18 protein-coding genes and 1 riboswitch are annotated in these 18,208 nt (G+C 38.8%); of the genes, 9 read left to right on the forward strand and 9 right to left on the reverse strand.

Translation table 11 applies throughout. The annotated features are described in order from the left end of the window. Nucleotides 1-109: 109 nt before the first annotated feature. A riboswitch (cobalamin riboswitch) is annotated at nt 110-317 on the forward strand. 35 nt (nt 318-352) lie between these two features. The 8 genes from TOL5_RS18375 to TOL5_RS18410 all read left to right on the forward strand — a co-directional run bounded on the left by TOL5_RS18375 (nt 353) and on the right by TOL5_RS18410 (nt 8,934). After that, nucleotides 353-2,233, forward strand: a complete 1,881-nt coding sequence (locus tag TOL5_RS18375; protein ID WP_151780504.1) for a TonB-dependent receptor plug domain-containing protein — start codon at nt 353-355, stop codon at nt 2,231-2,233. A 107-nt stretch (nt 2,234-2,340) separates the two neighbouring features. Further along, on the forward strand, nt 2,341-2,919 hold the full coding sequence (locus tag TOL5_RS18380; RefSeq protein WP_042090351.1) for a cob(I)yrinic acid a,c-diamide adenosyltransferase: 579 nt from the start codon (nt 2,341-2,343) through the stop codon (nt 2,917-2,919). 176 nt (nt 2,920-3,095) lie between these two features. Next, nucleotides 3,096-3,818, forward strand: a complete 723-nt coding sequence (locus TOL5_RS18385) for a glycerophosphodiester phosphodiesterase (protein ID WP_151780505.1) — start codon at nt 3,096-3,098, stop codon at nt 3,816-3,818. A gap of 821 nt (nt 3,819-4,639) precedes the next feature. Beyond that, nucleotides 4,640-5,803: an acyl-CoA desaturase gene (locus TOL5_RS18390; protein WP_004824966.1), complete on the forward strand. Its 1,164-nt coding sequence runs from the start codon at nt 4,640-4,642 to the stop codon at nt 5,801-5,803. Nucleotides 5,804-5,912: 109 nt separating this feature from the next. Further along, the gene (locus tag TOL5_RS18395; RefSeq protein ID WP_042090346.1) at nt 5,913-6,242 is read left to right on the forward strand and encodes a DHCW motif cupin fold protein; all 330 of its coding nucleotides are present in this window, start codon (nt 5,913-5,915) and stop codon (nt 6,240-6,242) included. 78 nt (nt 6,243-6,320) lie between these two features. Beyond that, nucleotides 6,321-7,778, forward strand: a complete 1,458-nt coding sequence (locus TOL5_RS18400) for a protein adenylyltransferase SelO (protein WP_151779327.1) — start codon at nt 6,321-6,323, stop codon at nt 7,776-7,778. 154 nt (nt 7,779-7,932) lie between these two features. Further along, nucleotides 7,933-8,532 (forward strand): L,D-transpeptidase family protein, encoded by a 600-nt coding sequence (locus tag TOL5_RS18405; RefSeq protein ID WP_004824970.1) that lies wholly within the window; start codon nt 7,933-7,935, stop codon nt 8,530-8,532. Between the two features lie 21 nt (nt 8,533-8,553). Continuing rightward, entirely contained in the window at nt 8,554-8,934 is a 381-nt protein-coding gene (locus TOL5_RS18410) for an MmcQ/YjbR family DNA-binding protein (protein WP_151780506.1), read from the forward strand. A 203-nt stretch (nt 8,935-9,137) separates the two neighbouring features. Here TOL5_RS18410 and TOL5_RS18415 read toward each other — a convergent pair whose 3' ends face one another. Further along, nucleotides 9,138-9,824 (reverse strand): response regulator, encoded by a 687-nt coding sequence (locus TOL5_RS18415; RefSeq protein WP_004824972.1) that lies wholly within the window; start codon nt 9,822-9,824, stop codon nt 9,138-9,140. Nucleotides 9,825-9,839: 15 nt separating this feature from the next. Further along, the gene (gene baeS / locus TOL5_RS18420) at nt 9,840-11,573 is read right to left on the reverse strand and encodes a sensor histidine kinase efflux regulator BaeS (RefSeq protein WP_151780507.1); all 1,734 of its coding nucleotides are present in this window, start codon (nt 11,571-11,573) and stop codon (nt 9,840-9,842) included. Nucleotides 11,574-11,711: 138 nt separating this feature from the next. Between baeS and TOL5_RS18425 the strand changes: the two genes are divergently transcribed. Further along, nucleotides 11,712-12,332: a hypothetical protein gene (locus TOL5_RS18425; RefSeq protein ID WP_151713245.1), complete on the forward strand. Its 621-nt coding sequence runs from the start codon at nt 11,712-11,714 to the stop codon at nt 12,330-12,332. Nucleotides 12,333-12,656: 324 nt separating this feature from the next. Here the strand turns inward: TOL5_RS18425 and yjgA are convergent, their stop codons facing one another. Genes yjgA through pcnB form a run of 7 tightly spaced genes read right to left on the reverse strand, consistent with a single transcriptional unit; the run spans nt 12,657 to nt 18,018 of the window. Beyond that, a complete protein-coding gene (yjgA, locus tag TOL5_RS18430) occupies nt 12,657-13,196 on the reverse strand; it encodes a ribosome biogenesis factor YjgA (protein ID WP_151780508.1) in 540 nt (179 codons plus the stop codon). A gap of 2 nt (nt 13,197-13,198) precedes the next feature. Then, the gene (locus tag TOL5_RS18435; RefSeq protein WP_004824976.1) at nt 13,199-13,468 is read right to left on the reverse strand and encodes an HPr family phosphocarrier protein; all 270 of its coding nucleotides are present in this window, start codon (nt 13,466-13,468) and stop codon (nt 13,199-13,201) included. After that, the gene (gene rapZ / locus TOL5_RS18440) at nt 13,465-14,316 is read right to left on the reverse strand and encodes an RNase adapter RapZ (protein ID WP_009584383.1); all 852 of its coding nucleotides are present in this window, start codon (nt 14,314-14,316) and stop codon (nt 13,465-13,467) included. The genes TOL5_RS18435 and rapZ overlap by 4 nt, the downstream gene beginning before the upstream one ends. A 25-nt stretch (nt 14,317-14,341) precedes the next feature. Further along, on the reverse strand, nt 14,342-15,187 hold the full coding sequence (gene panC / locus TOL5_RS18445; protein ID WP_151780509.1) for a pantoate--beta-alanine ligase: 846 nt from the start codon (nt 15,185-15,187) through the stop codon (nt 14,342-14,344). Nucleotides 15,188-15,190: 3 nt separating this feature from the next. Then, nucleotides 15,191-16,000 carry a 3-methyl-2-oxobutanoate hydroxymethyltransferase gene (panB, locus tag TOL5_RS18450; RefSeq protein WP_058971743.1) on the reverse strand — a complete coding sequence of 270 codons (810 nt, stop codon included), beginning with the start codon at nt 15,998-16,000 and terminating at the stop codon, nt 15,191-15,193. 45 nt (nt 16,001-16,045) lie between these two features. Continuing rightward, entirely contained in the window at nt 16,046-16,531 is a 486-nt protein-coding gene (gene folK, locus TOL5_RS18455) for a 2-amino-4-hydroxy-6-hydroxymethyldihydropteridine diphosphokinase (protein ID WP_009584386.1), read from the reverse strand. Further along, the gene (gene pcnB, locus TOL5_RS18460; RefSeq protein WP_004824981.1) at nt 16,528-18,018 is read right to left on the reverse strand and encodes a polynucleotide adenylyltransferase PcnB; all 1,491 of its coding nucleotides are present in this window, start codon (nt 18,016-18,018) and stop codon (nt 16,528-16,530) included. The genes folK and pcnB overlap by 4 nt, the downstream gene beginning before the upstream one ends. Nucleotides 18,019-18,208: the final 190 nt, after the last annotated feature.

Raw genomic sequence — 18,208 nt, forward strand, 5'->3', positions numbered from 1 at the left:
ATTTTTTCAATATTTTGGACAAATCATTGTAAAGCAAATTCCTTCACTTGCGTTAAAGTTATATAGGATTATCTGTTTTACATTGTTTATACACTTAACAAACTTTATACTGCACACAAATGCAACAAGTCTAGCTTTAGGCTTTGGGAAGTTGGTGAAAATCCAACACTGCCCCCGCAACGGTAAAATGAAAATATTATTCTTTATAAGTCTCATGGCTTACACCACTGCAATGTTTTGTGGGAAGGTGGAATAATCTGAATTGTTTTAGATTCTATATTTAAGTCCGGATACCAGCTTGTTGTGCCCTTTAACTCAATCATTCACGGGGAGTGGATGTATGGAGCATATCATGTCTGTTATTTTTAAACCTACTGCACTTGTAGGTGCTGTCGCTATTGCGATGGGGCTATCTTCTACTGTATTTGCTGAAACGTCGTCAAATTCAGAAGCGAATTCTAAGCTGAATACAATTGTTGTCACTGCTACACGCTCAGAAGAAAAGATTGAAAATGTACCTGCCCGTATTTCAATTATAGAACCACAGATACTTGAACAATCTCCAATTGCAGAACTACCGCATTTACTCATGAGTGATGCTTCTATTGATATGATGCAATATGGTGGTTATGGTCAAGCTGCGTCTATCTTTACACGTGGTACAAATTCGACTCATACATTAGTACTGCGTGATGGTGTTCGTTTAAATACAGGTTCTGCCGGTTCTGCTTCATTGGCTTTTATTGATACAACAGATATTAAACAAATTGAAGTATTAAAAGGACCAGCATCAGTTTTATATGGAACTGATGCAATTGGTGGTGTTGTACAACTGATTTCAAAAACGCCTGAAAAAACTGGTGCTTTCATCACTGGTGAAATAGGCGAACAAAATACTTATAAATCTGTGGTTGGTGCAGATCTGGCTGAAAACGGCTTTTATGCACAAATTCGTGGGCAACGTTTAGAATCTGATGGCACTCAAGTTACAGATTTTAAAAATACCAATGTAAAAACAGGCTCATATGATCAAAAAGGCTTAAGTGCAAAATTTGGTGTTGAAAAAGAACAGTATGCTGCTTCAGTCGACTATTCACAAAACCAAGGTACAGCAACTTATATTGATGGTATTAATGATGCGAATTGGAATTTAATTGGTTTAAAAAATCTCTCTCAAGATTTTAAAAATGAAATCATCAACATTAAAGGTCGTGTGAACGTTAATGATAGTGTATCTGTTAATGCGCGTTTGTCTCAATTTAAAGATGATTTAGAGCAAAATGAATCACATGATGCTATCTATAACACAACCAAAGAAGCTGAACTTTATAGTAAGTGGCAATTTACACCAAGTCAGAATATTTTAGCTGGCGTAGCCACTAAAAATATAAAATCTGATGTCCTTTCAGGTAGTGGTGCTTACGGAGTTGATTATAATAAAAATGTTGACAGTACTGGCTATTTTGTACAGCATCAATATCAATCAAATAAATTACACACTCAATTAGGTTTACGTGTAGAAGATCACGAAACATTTGGCACACATACAGTTGGGCAAGCAGCAGCTCGCTACCAAATTTTACCTGCAACAAGTATTTATACCAATATTGGTACAGCATTTCGTGCTCCAACGAACAATGATCTCTATGCACTCAGTTGGGGTGGAAACCCTAATTTGAAACCTGAAGAAAGTGTATCCTATGAGATTGGTTTAGATCAAAAAATTACCGATCAATTAAGTTTAGGACTATCTGCATATCGTAATGAAGTTGATGATTTGATCACTTATGTTACAGATCCAGTTACATATGAAGGCAGATTATACAATGTCAAAAAAGCAACTTTTACGGGTGGTGAATTCAATCTAGATTGGGCAAATGATGAATTATTTACTCATCTTTCTTATGCTTATGTACAACCAAAAGACAAAGAGACAGATCAAGATTTGAGTCGTCGTTCGCGTCAAAGTCTAACACTAACAGCTGGTTTACAAAACGAGGTGTATGGGATAAGTACATCGCTTTCTGCTAAATCTAGACCTAAAAACAGTACAATTTCAGGCTATGCTACTGTCGATGTAAATGCCTTTTGGAATGTGAATCCCAATATAAAACTATTTACAAACATCCAAAATATTGGCGACGTCCAATACAAAACCACTTCATATAGTAATGGTTATTACTATATCAACGGTGGTCGTCTTGCATCAGCAGGGGTAACTTTCCGTTACTAAAAGCTAGACTCAAAAAAATATCTAAAACAGCGCAGTTTATGGATAATGTTTTGACCGACATTATCCTTTTTTATTCTTTAGCTTTTCATTTTATCTAGGACAAAATCATGGGACATCGCTTAAGTAAAATTTACACCCGTACAGGTGATTCGGGAACCACTGGATTAGGAGATGGCTCTCGTGTACCTAAAGATGACTTACGTATTACCGCTTTAGGTGATGTGGATGAACTCAATTCGATCGTAGGTGTATTACGTTCACAAATCTCAATCAGTGATATTACGGATAAAGCCCATTGGGACAAATCGCTCAGTTTAGTTCAACACTGGCTGTTTGATTTGGGGGGTGAAGTCTGTATTCCCAACTACAACTTGCTGCAACCTGTTTGTGTGGAATTTCTTGAAAATGAAATTGATAAAATGAATGAAGATTTGCCGATGCTAAAAGAGTTTATTCTCCCTTCAGGCACCTTGGCATGTAGTTATGCTCATCAAGCACGTGCAGTATGTCGTCGTGCTGAACGTAGCCTCATGACTGTACACAGTCGTGATCAAAATATTCAAGCCACAGCCTTACAATTACTCAATCGTTTGTCCGATTGGCTCTTTGTTGCCTCACGTACATTACAACGTGCAGAAGGTGGTAGTGAAGTACTTTGGCAAAAGAACATCAACGATACAATTTAACTATCTTTGACCATTCATCTATGATTTTTTGACAGTATGATCATGTTTAGTCCTACTGAAAGAATAGGACTAAACACAAATTTCCAGTTAAAGATTAAAGTTTCATCATCAGTCAAAATAATCTAATGGTTAGGCTTCTATGATGAGATCGATGATCTGAATATCGAGTTTATTCTATGAGAATTATCGGACATCGTGGTGCACGTGGCGAAGCACCTGAAAACACCTTGGGTGGCTTTCAATATATTCATGACTTAGGTATCCGTGCGGTTGAGTTTGATGTGCGACAATTAAAAGATGATGAACTCATTATCATGCATGACGATAATTTCTTAAGAACCACAGGAATTGATCAACCACTTTACCCTTTAGACAGCGCACAACTCGCATCGTTTAACCAAGCCAATATCTGGATGGATTGGGAAAAACAAATGACACCGACTTTGAGGCAAAGTTTAAATATCATGCATGATTTTGAACATATTGAAGTTGAAGTAAAGGCTGTTGAAACCGTACAAGATGCTGAAAAGCTCACTGTTGAATTACAGAAACAGCTCAAAGATTTTAAACATACGGCGGTCATTACCAGTTTTGACTTAAAAATACACCACGCTTTACAGCAACAAAAATCAGAATTTAAACGTGGTTTACTCATTGAAGAGGACATTCAGGAACAAGCCATTGAACAGGCATTAGAACTGGGTTGTTGCCAAATTGGCTGGATGAATCAGTTGGCAAGCGATGCAATAGTTCAAGCGACTCAAGCAGCAGGTTTGAATATCAGCGTTTGGACAGTGAATGATATTCAACGTGCTCAACATTTACGTGATTTAGGCATCCAAGGGTTAATTACTGATTTTCCAAAACTGATGCAAAATGGATTAAGTCAATTGCAATAATTTAAAATAACCTGAGTTCGATAAAAATCCTTGATAAAAGATGATACAGCCAAACCGCCTGATTATTCATACAAGTGATTTGGATGATTCATTTATTTTGTACTTTTGATTCATAGATGGTCTTGCTATCGTGAAGCGACATGGATGTCGCCATGTTGAGCGGGGGTATGAGGATGTACCCCTCGCTCAACGAAAGATTTTTGTCACTTTTCATCTCTGAAAAGTGAGGCATCGCCGACGCAAAACAATTTAAACTTTAGCACTAAAGTGTGGCAGTGCAAGCTTTAGATCATCAAACAATCTATTGATCGCTTTCATTTTATTGATCAAGATAAATGAAACGCTATTGATGATTGCGCTTGCGGAGCTCCGCTCCTCATCCTAAAATTTGATGAAAACGCAGCAAGCCCCCATAAAGATTTATTATTTTTCAATGAGTTGAAGATTTAATTACATCGAACTCAGGTTAAAATAAATTGAGTCGCATAAAATCGGATTTTCTTTACAGTGTTGGAAGTGATTTAACTCAAAACTTTTGTGCATTCAATCACGACCAAGTATGAAGTTGTGGCACTTATTCTGGGTAAAATTTTTTACGCACTTTTGACAATCAAGTACGACTTTTTAATCATTCATTTTTTTCGATCAAATCGCTAAAATCTGTGTTTTATTCTGTTACTGTTTTATACAATACAGATGTACACTAATACTAGTGAACATCTGTTCGCTCATGATACTATTCGTGAAAGTATAGCCTAGAAAAATGCTGAAGCTATGCGTTTAACTTTACCTAATGAAGGTTCTTAGGAGTGCTGTTGGAGATGAATGCTCCCCTACCCAAAGCCCCAATAAATTGGATCGGTGTTTTTGCTCTGGTATTTTTACCACTTGTGGCATTAATTGCGATTCCATTGTATGCCTACCATCATGATTTTAGTATGGCAGCTTGGATTAGTTTATTCGTTTTACTCGGTCTCAGTAGTTTAGGCATTACTGCGGGTTATCATCGCTTGTGGGCACACCGTGCTTATGAAGCGACTCTACCTCTTAAAATTATTCTGATGATTATGGGAACATTTGCTGTTCAAAACAGTATTTTGTTCTGGGCTTCAGGTCACCGTACTCATCACCGTCATGTCGATGATGTTGATCAAGATCCATATTCAATTAACAATGGCTTTTGGTATGCACACATTGGCTGGATGTTACGTAACTATCCTGCTGCTGAATCAAACTATAAAAATGCACCAGATTTGTTAAATGATAAAGTGGTGATGTTCCAAGACAAATATTACATTCCATTGGTCATTGCAGTTCACGCAGCTATTCTCCTTCCATTGGGTTGGGCTGTAGGTGACATGTGGGGCGTATTGCTCTTAGGTGGTTTACTCCGCTTAATCATCAGCCACCATGTAACCTTCTTTATTAACTCTTTATGTCATATGTGGGGCAAACGTCCTTATACAGATGAAAATACTGCACGTGATAACTTCCTGCTTGCCATTGCGACATGGGGTGAGGGTTATCATAACTACCACCATATTTTCCAATACGATTATCGTAATGGCGTGAAATGGTGGCAATATGACCCGACGAAATGGTTGATTTGGTCATGCTCTAAAATTGGTTTAGCAAAAAATCTTCGTCGTATTCCGAGCTTTAATATTAAAAAAGCAGAATTAGCAATGAAGTTTAAATATGCTGAACAGGACTTAGCAATTTACGGTCACAATGTAAATGCTGACATTTTAGCAATGAAACAAAAAGTCTCTCAAGAATATGAAGCTTTCACCCATACATTAAACGATTGGGCAGCTTTAAAAGAGCAAGAGTTACAAGCTAAAAAAGCCTCGGTTGCGGAAAAAATTCACCAAATGGATGTCAAACTTAAAGTTGATTTTCAGTTGGTTGAGCAAAAATTGGCTTTCCACCGTGAGCGTTTAGAAACATTGATGCGCGGTATTAAAAAGAACGTTGTTTCTTAATCTATCGATCATCAAATCAGTAAAAATCCACATAAATAGAAAAGCTCCAACTGGAGCTTTTCTTTTGCCTAATTTTTATAACCATCTAAATCTAAACCGAGCAACTGACATGCAGATCAATAATATCCCTTTTGGCATCACCAACTGGACAGAGATTCCGACCACCCGTCACCAAGGTGAACAAGGTTTTGCACTTTGGCGAACTCAACAATTTGATCAAATTCGTGTTCGAATGGTCGAGTACTCAGCAGGATATTTAGCAGATCACTGGTGCTTGAAAGGTCATATCCTTTTTTGTTTAGAGGGTGAGTTATATACAGAACTTGAAGATGGACGTACATTTACTTTAACCGCTGGTATGAGTTATCAAGTTGCAGATCAAGCGGAAGCACATCGTTCTTCAACCACATCAGGCGCAAAGTTATTTATTGTCGACTAAATTAGTCAACATTCTCCCACAGCATTAAAATTTTGCTATATTGATCAAGTCATGATTTATCCAGTGCGATCAACTGTTATGTACTTCAATCCTCGTTATCCCACGTTGAATTCAAAACTATACCATGAGCAAATGCCCAACCCGCTCAAAGGTGCAAAAGCAGGACATTTTAATCTTGCACTCGCTGATGAATTACAATGGTCGGATGAAGAAAAAGCACAGTGGGTGGAGATTTGCAGTGGACAAAAAACATTCCCAGAATTCCATCCTTTAGCGATGGTCTATGCAGGACATCAGTTTGGTCAATGGGCTGGACAATTGGGGGATGGGCGAGGTTTGTTGATTGCACAAATTCTCAATCGTCATCATCAAACCATTGATCTGCATTTAAAAGGCGCAGGCTCTACGCCCTACTCTCGCATGGGCGATGGACGAGCTGTACTTCGCTCAGTCATTCGTGAGTATTTGGCAGGTCATGCCTTAAATTCGCTTGGTGTCCCATCAAGTAATGCGGTAGGTTTTACCTCATCAACTCAAGGTGTTCAGCGAGAGAAGCTTGAACTTGGTGCAATGATGTTACGTACATCAGATTGTCACATTCGTTTAGGGCATTTTGAATGGATCAACCAATACCAACCTGACCTATTGCCAGAATTCACCCAAAAATGTATCGAATGGCATTATCCTGAGTGTTTGGAGCTTCAGCAAGCTGGCACTGAAAATCATATCTTGGCTTTTGCACGCAAAGTGATTCAAAATACAGCCATCATGATTGCCAAGTGGCAACTAGTTGGCTTTGCGCATGGGGTGATGAATACTGATAATTTAAATATTACAGGTTCAACTCTCGATTTTGGTCCTTATGGTTTTATGGAACGATTCCGTCCAAACTGGATCAATAACCACAGTGATTACAATGGACGTTACACTTATCAAAACCAACCCAGTATCGCACATTGGAACTTATGGAATTGGTTAAATCATTTAATTCCACTTGCTCAACCTGAAACAAAAGAAAAATTTAAACAGGATTTGGTCGAATGCTTAGAAGATTTTGAACCTACCTTTCTTAAGCACTATACAGATGGGCTATGTCAAAAACTTGGACTTCCAAACTTTCACAAAGACAGCTTTGACTGCGGTATGAGCTTTTTAAAAATTTTACAAAGCGAACAGCTTGACTATACCGATAGCTTTATACGTTTACAAAATAAGCAGTATGAAGCCATTCAAGATGATTGCCTAGATCGCCGTCAATTTGAATTATTTTTGACTCAATATGAAAGTATTCGTGAACATCAAGATTTAGATGCATTGGATGCTAATATGAAACTTGCCAATCCAGTTTATATCTTAAGAAATCATATGGCTCAAAAAGCCATTGAACTAGCTGAGCGTGATGATTTTTCTGAAGTTGATCGTTTATTTAAGTTACTCAGCCAACCTTTTACACGTCAAACTGATTTAGAAACCGCTGCAGATTTGGCTCCTTTAGCAAGTGATTTACCTGAAGTTATGGTGAGTTGCTCATCTTAGATATGTTTAGAGTGTCATACTTACCCACAATTTCTGTGGATAACCATGTGTTTATCCACAGGATAAATCCACAATCACAATTCAACTACAGCTTCCCAGTTTAACTTGGGTAAAATTTGGACAATACATTGCTTTACAACATCCGTAATTTAAAATGAATAAAAAATATCTCTTTTCAATTTTTGCTATTTTCATTGTGATGATCGCTGGTGGATGGTTCTATCAAAAATATAATCAATTTATTCCAACAGCAAATGCTGCCATACATGTCAAAAATTTATCACAGCAAGACATCACCCTTATTCGTCAAAACACTCCGATTACAGAGGTTAAAGTTTATAAGTCTGCTCGCATTGTCCAATTGATGCACCATGATCAAAAAATTCAAAGCTATCCAATGCGCTTAGGTTTTACCCCCCAAGGTCATAAAGTACAAGAAGGTGATGGAAAAACACCTGAGGGACAATATATTTTAGATTGGCGCAATCCGAATAGTGCCTTTTATAAATCTCTGCATGTGTCTTATCCAAACCAGCAAGATCTCGCACAAGCCAAACAGCTGGGTGTTTCCGCGGGTGGTGATATTATGATTCACGGTTCTGCAACCACTTCACAAATCGAGAAAATGCCGAGTTTAATGAACTATTTACCTCGAAATGACTGGACATGGGGCTGTATTGCCGTTAGAAATGTTGATATGGATGAAATCTGGAAACTGGTGGATGATGGAACCATGATTCGCATTTACCCATAATTGAATTAAAAAGAGAACATAATGACTAGTGAAGAAATCCGAACTTTAGCATTTAAGATTGCGTCACATTTGCCTAAATCCGAACTTGACTATCCTTTTGGTGAGGATGTTCCTGTTTTTAAAGTGATGGGAAAAATGTTTATGTTAGGCTCTGAACTGCATGGCAAAAAACTGATTAATTTAAAAGTTGAACCTGATCATAGCGAAATGTTGAGAGATCTCTACCCCTCGATTCAGGTGGGCTACCATATGAATAAACGTCATTGGATTTCAGTCTATGAAGGCGAACAGATCAGTGCTGATCTGATTCAAGACTTGGTTGAAGGCTCTTATGAGCTTGTGAGCAAGAGCCTGACCAAAGCCCAAAAGCAGGTATTGGCGGTTTATCAACACATTAAATAATTAGCGGGCTTTGGATCGCACATTAGATCAACAGAGCTAACCTCTATCTATTCACGATTCAGTCAAAATTAGAATGTATCAATAAATATAAAGTTATATGTTTATTTTTCAAACATAACTTTTTACATTTATAAACATTTACCCACAATATCTGTGGATAAACCTGTGTTTATCCACAACGATGAACTTAAAATGTCGAAAACTTAATCTTCTGGATATTCAAAACGATAGCCTACACCATAAACAGCTTGTACCCATTCATGACGATTTCCAGTTTCCGCTGCTTCAGATATTTTACGACGTAAGTTCTTGATATGACTATCAATAACACGGTCGGCAACATCAAAACTATCTGGGTTAATATGGTCTAAAAGTTGCGCTCTAGAATAGACTTGCCCCAAATGTTCGAGGAAAAGCTCTAAAAGACGAAACTCAGTTGGTGTTAAATTCAACGATTTTTGTTGATACCAGATGCGTTGTTGTGCTTTATCAATCCGGAATAAATCATTGGCTTCAGGTTCAGCTTTACGTTCTAAACGACGTAACACAGCTTGTACACGTGCAACCAATTCCTTAGGGCTAAATGGCTTACAAACGTAGTCATCAGCACCCATATTTAAGCCCAACACACGGTCAATTTCTTCAGTACGTGCTGTGACCATAATGATCGGCAGATCGGTTTGTTCACGAACTTTACGACAGATCGTGAGACCATCCATACGAGGAACCATCAAGTCCAAAACCATGAGGCTTGGCTTACGTTGTTGAAAGCTTTCATAGGCTTCTTGACCATCATGAAACATACTGACTTCAAAGCCTGCCGCTTCTAGATAATCCCGCACCAATTGCGCAAGTTCAACTTCATCTTCTACCAGCATGATATGTTTCATGTTGTGCTATTCCTTTTAAACTTTCGTATGTTTTGAAAATGTCAATTTGCAACGCAAACCGCCTAAAGGTGAATGATCAAAAGTTAATTGTCCACCCAGTGCTTGCGCAATTTTACCAGATAAAGCCAAGCCTAATCCTGTGCCACCTGTACTACGCGTACGTGAATCATCAACACGATAGAATCGCTCTCCTAAACGTGCAATCTGTTCATCACTCAAACCAAGCGGGCTGTCATCCACAATCACACTCCAAGATTCAGCGTCATGTTCAGTATGTACCTGAACTTCACCACCCGCTTCAGTATAACGAATACTATTCCCCAGTAAGTTGACCATAATTTGCTTAAAACGATCTATATCTAATTGTAATTTCGCCCCCTCACCTGTTGCTGAGACATTGAGATTGGCTTGTTCAAACTTTGGTTTAAAATTATCAATCTCTTGCAAAACCACAGACCACGGATCAACTTCTGCAAAATAACATTTTAATTGCTGTGCTTCTGCCTGTGCTAAATCAGCCAAATCTTGAGTGAGTTTTTTCAAACTCGTCACCTGACGCAACATCGCAGCAAAATGTTCAGGTGTAGGTTTACGAATACCATCCTGCATGGCTTCAATTTGTGCTTGTAATACAGCCAATGGTGTTTTTAATTCGTGTGAAGTATCTGCAACCCATTGTCGACGAGAGGTTTCATGCTGATCTAGAATCACTGCCAATTGATTTAATTCTGTAGATAAATCACCAAGCTCATCATTTCGTTTAATTGCAACTTGATGCTGGAAATTACCTTTGGTGAGTTCACGCGTGCCATTAAGTAAGCGTTGAATTGGCGTTTTAAAATAGGTCGCTAAAAGTAATGCTGCAACCAAACTCGACAAAAATGTAAAAATATAGATCAGCACCAAATAGCGTTTTTGGCTACTAAAGAAATTGATGCTCGAAGCATCATCTTCATCCAAAACAGGTTTAAGTCCTAAGTAACCTACCACTTGTTCATTGACGATAATTGGGCGATAAGAGACTTGATCATCTGAAGGCTCACCCAATACAAACTGATGTTTGGCATCATATAAAGAAAGACGTGAACTCAATCCTAAACGGTCTGGCATGGATACAAACATCTTCTTGCCATTTTTTGGACTAACCATACGCATTGGATCACGCATAGACGATTCTTTTCCTTCAGCAGGAGGGTTTTCGTGACCTCCCGCGATATGTCCTTTGTCCATCGGGGGCTTAGCTTTGCGATCAGAAGGTTTAAATAAGTTTTGATTTGAACTGAGCGGAAATTTCAAACCTTCAAAAGGTTGATAGGCTGAAGGCAAGTTTTCTTCAAGAATTTTTATTTCTTCTTTGTCTAATTGGGATTTTGGCGTAGCACCTTCGGTCTGCCCCAAAGTTGCCATCATCGTATGTTCTTTAAAATAACGTTGCTGCAAAGCAATATCGTACTGACGACGTAACCACCACCGCGATAACTTGTCGTAATCATCTGGTGCAGCATCACCTTCGATTTGTAAAATTTGCGCCTGAACTGCATTGCCCCAGTCTTGATATACACCATAAACATCTGCCAAATTCTCAATCAAATGATCAAGTTTTTGCATTTCGACATCAGCAACATATCTGGCAAAGTTTTTCTGCATGGTCCAATGCAATACACTCAAACTCACTGTCGTGATGACTAATGTCGTCAACAACACAGTGAGAAATAAACGTAAAGCGATGGGGACTCGGCGGATTTTCAAAACTGATCTCTCGTTTTTCTTCTCATTTCAACATTGTACCCAACACTTGCTTAAAATACTCTCCATTGTTTCTACATCATTATTATTTAATCTTTACTGTATCCACAAATATACAGAACATTCATTGGAGTAGTAACAATGAAAATGATCACAAAAATCACATTATTGTCAGCAAGTATTCTAAGTATGGGGGCTTTAACTGCCTGTCAATCTAATCCAGGTCCCAAAGACGGTCCAGAAGGTCGTCCAATGATGCATGGCGGACATCATAAAATGTCACCTGAGCAACGTGAAGAAATGAAAAAAATGCGTGCGCAACATAAAGAGATGCGCCAGCAAATGCAAAAAGCCTGTGACGGTAAAGCGATTGGTCAAACTGTTCAGGTCAAAGCTGGTGAACAAAGTATTGATGGAACATGTAATATTGTATTCAAAGCTGATCGTAAAGCGATGAAAGAAATGAAACATGATTTCCGTCGTGATGGAGAAGATCGTGGACGTATGATGCGTCACGATGGACCACGTATGAAAGATATGACAGAAGAACAGCGTGCTCAAATTCAGCAGGAATTTGCGCAAAAACGCGCAGAGCGTAAAGCACAATGGGATGCAATCCAAAAATCTTGTGCTGGACAGACTAATGGAAAAGCCATTCAAGTGAAAATCGGTGATAAAACTTTAGCTGGTCAATGCGTTGTGAAATTTCAACCCGATTTTAAAGCAGACCGTGCAATGCCGACCATGCCACCTAAAGTATAAAAGATATGTGGGATAAGACGGCATAACTTGTTGATTATCCCGATCATAAAACCTGAATCTCAGCACTGAGATTCAGGTTTTGTTTTATAGACAAAGCGAAAACGCCTGATTTTTCATACAAGTGATTTGATTTCAATCATTCAACAATATATTCATCACATTAATTTTATTGATCAAGAGAAATTGTTTTTACGGTATGAGCTTTTCATCAGATTGGCTATATAAATACCCCCTAATGGATTTTTCCTCGAAGCATCAGTCATATTTCATCTCTCATAAAAAAAACGATCCTTTCGGATCGTTTGTTCTATTTTAGCGATTCAATTACTTTGAATTGTCTGAAATCAATGCCACTTGTTGAGCGTAATTTAACAACTTCAGTTTTGAAGCTGCTAATTCTTCAGCAGAAGCCTGACGCGTAATATCACGGTGAATGCGTAATACATGCTGACGTAAGGAATGCCCTTCTGCCGCATTATAAGACTTACAAAACTCTTTAATTGCAGCGTCACGTTGTTCAATCATACGTTCAACCCAACGATCAAGCTGTGCGAGCTTTTTAACGCCTTGTTTTGGCGTTAAATACGATAAAATTACAGCTTCATCTTCATTACGCAAAAGCTTTCCAATGCGTTGAAATTGACGACGACGGGCTTCAAAAGATGTAATCAACTGCACATCCAATAAAGCCTCAATTAAGCGCTCTTCAACAGGTAAAGATTGAATTTGTTTTTTTGACAACTCAGCGAGTTGCTCACCTAAAGCAGCCATACGTTGTACAGCTTTTTTCTGTTCGGTTTTACTTGCACGCCCTTCTAAAGACTCAAAATCATCTTCAGTAAAACGTTGCGGACGACGTGCCACGATTATTCTGCCTCGTAAAATTTATCTGCAAAAAGTGCTTGAACTTCAGACAAAGCTTTTTCTTCATCTACACCGTCAATCACTAAACGCAAGGTTGTTCCTTTACCAGCTCCCAGCATAAGTAAAGAAAGGATATTCTTGGCATCAACCAACTTGTCACCTTTCCCAATTTGAATAGAACATTTAAATTTGGTAGTGACTTCGATGAGTTTTCCAGATGCACGCGCATGTAACCCTAATTTATTAATTACGTCAACAGTTGTGTCAATCATGACCAGTGCTTCATTTCTCTATGTAATACTTGAATGGTCCATTTCGACTCAAGAGCCTTTTTCAACCGATCCACAATATAAACCGAACGATGTTGACCGCCCGTACAGCCAATTGACACTGTAATATAGTGACGATGACCTTCCGCAAAAGCAGGCAACCACTTATTTAAAAACTGATAGATGTCTTGATACATCTCATTTGCTTGCTCGCTGGCTTCTAAAAAATTACGCACAGGTTCATCCAAACCCGAATATTTACGCAACTCTAAATCCCAATGTGGATTAGGCAAATGCCTTACATCAAAAACAAAATCTGCATCTAATGGAATACCATGTTTATATCCAAAAGATTGCAAAATTAAAATTAGTTTATCGGACTGTCCCAGTTTGGACAATAAGGTATCTTTTAAATCATGTACACTTTTGTCAGTGGTATCAATATGTACTGTTGCCCGCAGTTGAATCGGCAACAATAGATTTTTTTCTTCTTGGATACATTCATTTAAACTTTGAAAACGATTTGAAAGCGGATGAGGACGTCGAGATGCACTAAAACGTGAAATTAACTCCTGATCACGGGTCGTTAAATAAATAACATCTACACTGCCATGTTTTTGTATTTGTTGAAAAACATCATCAAAACCTTGTAAATCTTCTTTTGCACTACGAACATCTACACCTAGCGCTAATAATTCTAAATTATTTTCTCGGTCAAGTTTTTCAACAATTTCAGGAAGCAATGCCAGAGGCAAATTATCAATACAGTAATAACCCAAATCTTCCAGTACCTGCAAAGCAGAGGATTTACCTGAACCAGATTGTCCTGTCACGATAAGTATACGCTTCATGGCATAGCGATCCTAAAAGCAAAGTTTATGCAGAATATTTCACTTGTAAATTGTCAATCAGACGGGTTTTGCCTAATTTCGCTGCAACAAACAATACAACATCTTGGTCGAACTGTTCAACTTTTTGTAAGGTTGGGCTACGTGCTTCAACATAATCCACCACTAATCCTGCATCAGTCAGACTTTGACGAATCTGTTGAAGCACGTTTACAAGTGTTTTACCCGCATGTAGATCATCTGCAGCAGTTGTTAAAGAATTAAAGATAACAGGAGCTGTTTGGCGTTCCTGCTCAGATAAATATCCATTACGAGAACTTAAAGCTAAACCATCTTCAGCACGAGCAATCGGTACACCAATCACTTCAATCGGCATATTCAAATCACGAACCAACTGTTTAATCACAGCCAATTGTTGATAATCTTTTTGCCCAAAGAATGCAAAATTGGGTTGTACAATATTGAATAGCTTGGTGACCACAACAGCAACGCCATCAAAATGACCTGGACGTTGTAAACCACATAAATCATCTGAAATTTCACCAACACTAATATTGGTCAATCGTGGATATTTACCATACATTTGCTCAACAGATGGCGCAAAAACAATATCGCATCCCACTTCAGCCAATAAGTGGCTGTCATGCTCTAATGTGCGAGGATAGTTATCAAAGTCTTCATTTGGTCCGAATTGGATCGGATTGACAAAAATACTAACTACCACCACATCACACAACTTACGTGCTTCACGAACCAGATTTAAATGACCTTCATGTAAATTCCCCATCGTTGGTACAAAACCAATGATTTTACGCGCTGATCGAGCAGGATTCAGTGATGCTGATAATCCTTGAATGGTCGTTTCTGTTTTCATCTTTTACAGCTCTACTTGGAAAGTATGTTCTTTCGAAGGGAAAGATTTGTCTTGCACAGCAAGATGATATGCTTTGAATGCATCTACAATTGCTGTTTCACCTGTTTGCTCTGTCATAAAGTTGCGTACAAAACGTGCCACTTTTCCAAAAGTCAAACCCAACATATCTTGCACAACCAATACCTGACCATCTGTATCAGCACCAGCACCAATACCAATTACAGGGACATGTGGGAATAATTCAGCAATTTCTTTACCCATTTGTGCCGGAACACATTCGAGCAGTAATATTGCCGCACCAGCTTCAACCACAGCTTTACAGTCTGCAATCAATTGATCTGCAGCTTCACGTGTTTTTGCCTGAAGTTTATAACCACCGAAAACATGTACCGATTGAGGTGTTAAACCTAAGTGTACACATACCGGAATACCATTTCGTGTCAGCACTTGTACAGTTTCTGAAAGCCAAGCACCACCCTCAATTTTAACCATTTGCGCGCCTGCTTGCATGACAGTTTTAGCATTCACTAAAGCATCATTGAGCGTTGCATAACTCATAAATGGGAGGTCACATAAAATAAAGGCATGCTGATTCGCACGACGTACAGCGGCAGTATGATATGCCATATCCGCGACCGTAACAGGCAAGGTTGAATCATGCCCTTGAATGGTCATCCCTAAAGAATCGCCAATTAAAATAGTATCAATTTCGGCAACTTCCATACCTTTTGCCATACTTGCATCGTAGCAAGTCAAGCATGAAAATTTACGACCCTGAGTTTTAAATTGTCTTAAATCACTTAGACTGATCATGACGATATCCTCTATCAATGAGAGTTCTTTAGCACATCCAACAGTTCAGCCTGCCCAACCTTGATCAGCCAAAACAGTCAATGTTGAATGTTGCACAAGTTCTAGGTTTTGTAATGATTGTCCGTTTACCTTTAACTCAGTATCCAAGTCTAATAAAGGAATCACCACAAAATCACGCTGCAAAATACCAACATGTGGTACTGTGAGTCGCTCATTTATAATGTTTTTTTCAGCATAAAGCAAAAGATCTAAATCCAAAGTCCGCTCACCCCAATGGCGTAAACGCACTCGACCTGATTCATTTTCAATCCGTTGCAACTCATTTAATAAATCTAATGGCGCTAAATGGGTTAACAATTGGGCAACTGCATTGTGGTAATGCGGTTGATCTTGTGGACCCATGGGTGGGCTGTGGTAAAGCTTGGAAACCTTCACCTCACCCAATTGTTTTAACTGCTCAACAGCTTCACGCAAAATCTGTTCTGAATCACCCAAATTACTGCCTAAACCAATATAGGTTTTATTCATCATTGCGTTGGTCCAAAGATCACTTTGCTCAAATCACGTTGTACACGTCTACGCTTGGTGATCGGGTGATCCGCTGTAATTTCACCTTTGTTGACTGCTGCTCTGCTGTCATTTCTGCTTTTAAAATCATGTGATGCTGCAGATGGTGTATGGCTAGCATTGGCTTTTTGACGAGAACGGCGACTACGTGACTCTTGTTCTTTGACTAGCGGTTCAATCTCGGTTGAAACAGTTTTCACTTCTTCAACAACAGGAGATTCAGCTAACTTTTTACGGCTTTTAGCTCGTTGGCGATTATAACTACTGATTGCACGCTCTTTTTCATCACTAGACATGGTTTGGTAAGCTTCCCACCAAGCCCCCATACCGTTGGTCGTCGAATCACCAGACTTTTCTCTTAACAGTAAAAAGTCAAATCCAGCACGGAAACGCGCATGCCCTGACAGCGCTTCAATTTGTTGCGGTTTTGGATTTAACAGACGTGTCTGCATTTCCCAAACCTCACGGATAAACGTCTCCGCAAATCGAGGGATAATGGTCCGCGTCGCTTGTCGTTTTAAAACATCCAAACCTGCTTGTGCACGGGCTTCTGCCGCAACTACACCTTTAGCCTGATAAAAATCACAACGTGCTAAAAAATTGTTCCAAAGTAACACGGCATAGAAAAAAGCAGGATTGATGGTTTTGCCAATTTGAATTCGCTGGTCAGTATTTTTTGCTGCACGCTCCATAAATTGAGTAATTTCAGGGCTAATATCAGCAAATAATTGTTTCCAAATACCAAACTCGATCAACATTGGCATGACACGATGTAAATGTCCCATCGTGAATAGTTTTTGTGATTCATCGTATAAACGGTGTGGAGAAACATCACGCAAGAGCTGAGTCATCTCTTGGGTAAAAATTTTTAAAATTTTAGGATCGATACTGAAATTTAATTTTGCCGCAAAACGCAATGTACGCAACATACGTACAGGATCTTCTTCAAAACGTAGAGTCGGATCACCCAATAATCTTAAAGTTTTGGTTTTTATATCATCAATGGCATTACAAAAATCAAGCACTTCACCCTTACGTGGCTGATAATACATCGCATTGATAGAAAAATCGCGACGTGCAAAATCTTGCTCGATGGTTCCCCAGTTATTATCACGCAGAATCATGCCTTGAGCCGAAGTGATCGCTTTCTTGGGTGGGGCACGAAATGTTGCGACTTCAATCAATTCACGACCAGAATAGACATGTGCCAATTCAAAACGTCGACCGATAATTCGACAACGACGACCGAAAACTTCTTTGACTTGCGATGGCGTTGCATTGGTCACAGCATCGAAGTCTTTCGGATTTAAGCCGAGCATTAAATCACGCACACCTCCACCGACTATATAAGCCTCATAGCCAGCTTTGGTTAAAGAATCAATAACATCTAAAATGGAAGAAGGTAATTGAGCGGTGGATAATCCACACTTTGACGCACGCAAAGTTTGCAAAAGACACTGTCTCCTACGTCAGGACGTAAAAATCATAATTGTGCTAATCATATCGCTTACACAGCTAAAGGGCAATTTGATTCTCGCAATCTTGCATTGAAATTGTGATCCTTAAATGATTGATCTCAATTTTAAGCTTGCATGTTTTTTAACAATACTTTGTGTCAGATCAATGACGCTTTGATCCACG

Source organism: Acinetobacter sp. Tol 5, assembly GCF_019702905.1.
In the GTDB taxonomy this organism is placed as follows: Bacteria; Pseudomonadota; Gammaproteobacteria; order Pseudomonadales; family Moraxellaceae; genus Acinetobacter; species Acinetobacter bereziniae.

Excerpts from the sequence above, each read along its gene's own strand:
- TOL5_RS18375 (WP_151780504.1), top strand. The coding sequence starts at position 353 with ATGTCTGTTATTTTTAAACCTACTGCACTTGTAGGTGCTGTCGCTATT.
- TOL5_RS18380 (WP_042090351.1), top strand. The coding sequence starts at position 2,341 with ATGGGACATCGCTTAAGTAAAATTTACACCCGTACAGGTGATTCGGGA.
- TOL5_RS18385 (WP_151780505.1), top strand. The coding sequence starts at position 3,096 with ATGAGAATTATCGGACATCGTGGTGCACGTGGCGAAGCACCTGAAAAC.
- TOL5_RS18390 (WP_004824966.1), top strand. The coding sequence starts at position 4,640 with ATGAATGCTCCCCTACCCAAAGCCCCAATAAATTGGATCGGTGTTTTT.
- TOL5_RS18395 (WP_042090346.1), top strand. The coding sequence starts at position 5,913 with ATGCAGATCAATAATATCCCTTTTGGCATCACCAACTGGACAGAGATT.
- TOL5_RS18400 (WP_151779327.1), top strand. The coding sequence starts at position 6,321 with ATGTACTTCAATCCTCGTTATCCCACGTTGAATTCAAAACTATACCAT.
- TOL5_RS18405 (WP_004824970.1), top strand. The coding sequence starts at position 7,933 with ATGAATAAAAAATATCTCTTTTCAATTTTTGCTATTTTCATTGTGATG.
- TOL5_RS18410 (WP_151780506.1), top strand. The coding sequence starts at position 8,554 with ATGACTAGTGAAGAAATCCGAACTTTAGCATTTAAGATTGCGTCACAT.
- TOL5_RS18415 (WP_004824972.1), bottom strand. The coding sequence starts at position 9,824 with ATGAAACATATCATGCTGGTAGAAGATGAAGTTGAACTTGCGCAATTG.
- TOL5_RS18425 (WP_151713245.1), top strand. The coding sequence starts at position 11,712 with ATGAAAATGATCACAAAAATCACATTATTGTCAGCAAGTATTCTAAGT.
- TOL5_RS18435 (WP_004824976.1), bottom strand. The coding sequence starts at position 13,468 with ATGATTGACACAACTGTTGACGTAATTAATAAATTAGGGTTACATGCG.
- rapZ (WP_009584383.1), bottom strand. The coding sequence starts at position 14,316 with ATGAAGCGTATACTTATCGTGACAGGACAATCTGGTTCAGGTAAATCC.
- panC (WP_151780509.1), bottom strand. The coding sequence starts at position 15,187 with ATGAAAACAGAAACGACCATTCAAGGATTATCAGCATCACTGAATCCT.
- panB (WP_058971743.1), bottom strand. The coding sequence starts at position 16,000 with ATGATCAGTCTAAGTGATTTAAGACAATTTAAAACTCAGGGTCGTAAA.
- folK (WP_009584386.1), bottom strand. The coding sequence starts at position 16,531 with ATGATGAATAAAACCTATATTGGTTTAGGCAGTAATTTGGGTGATTCA.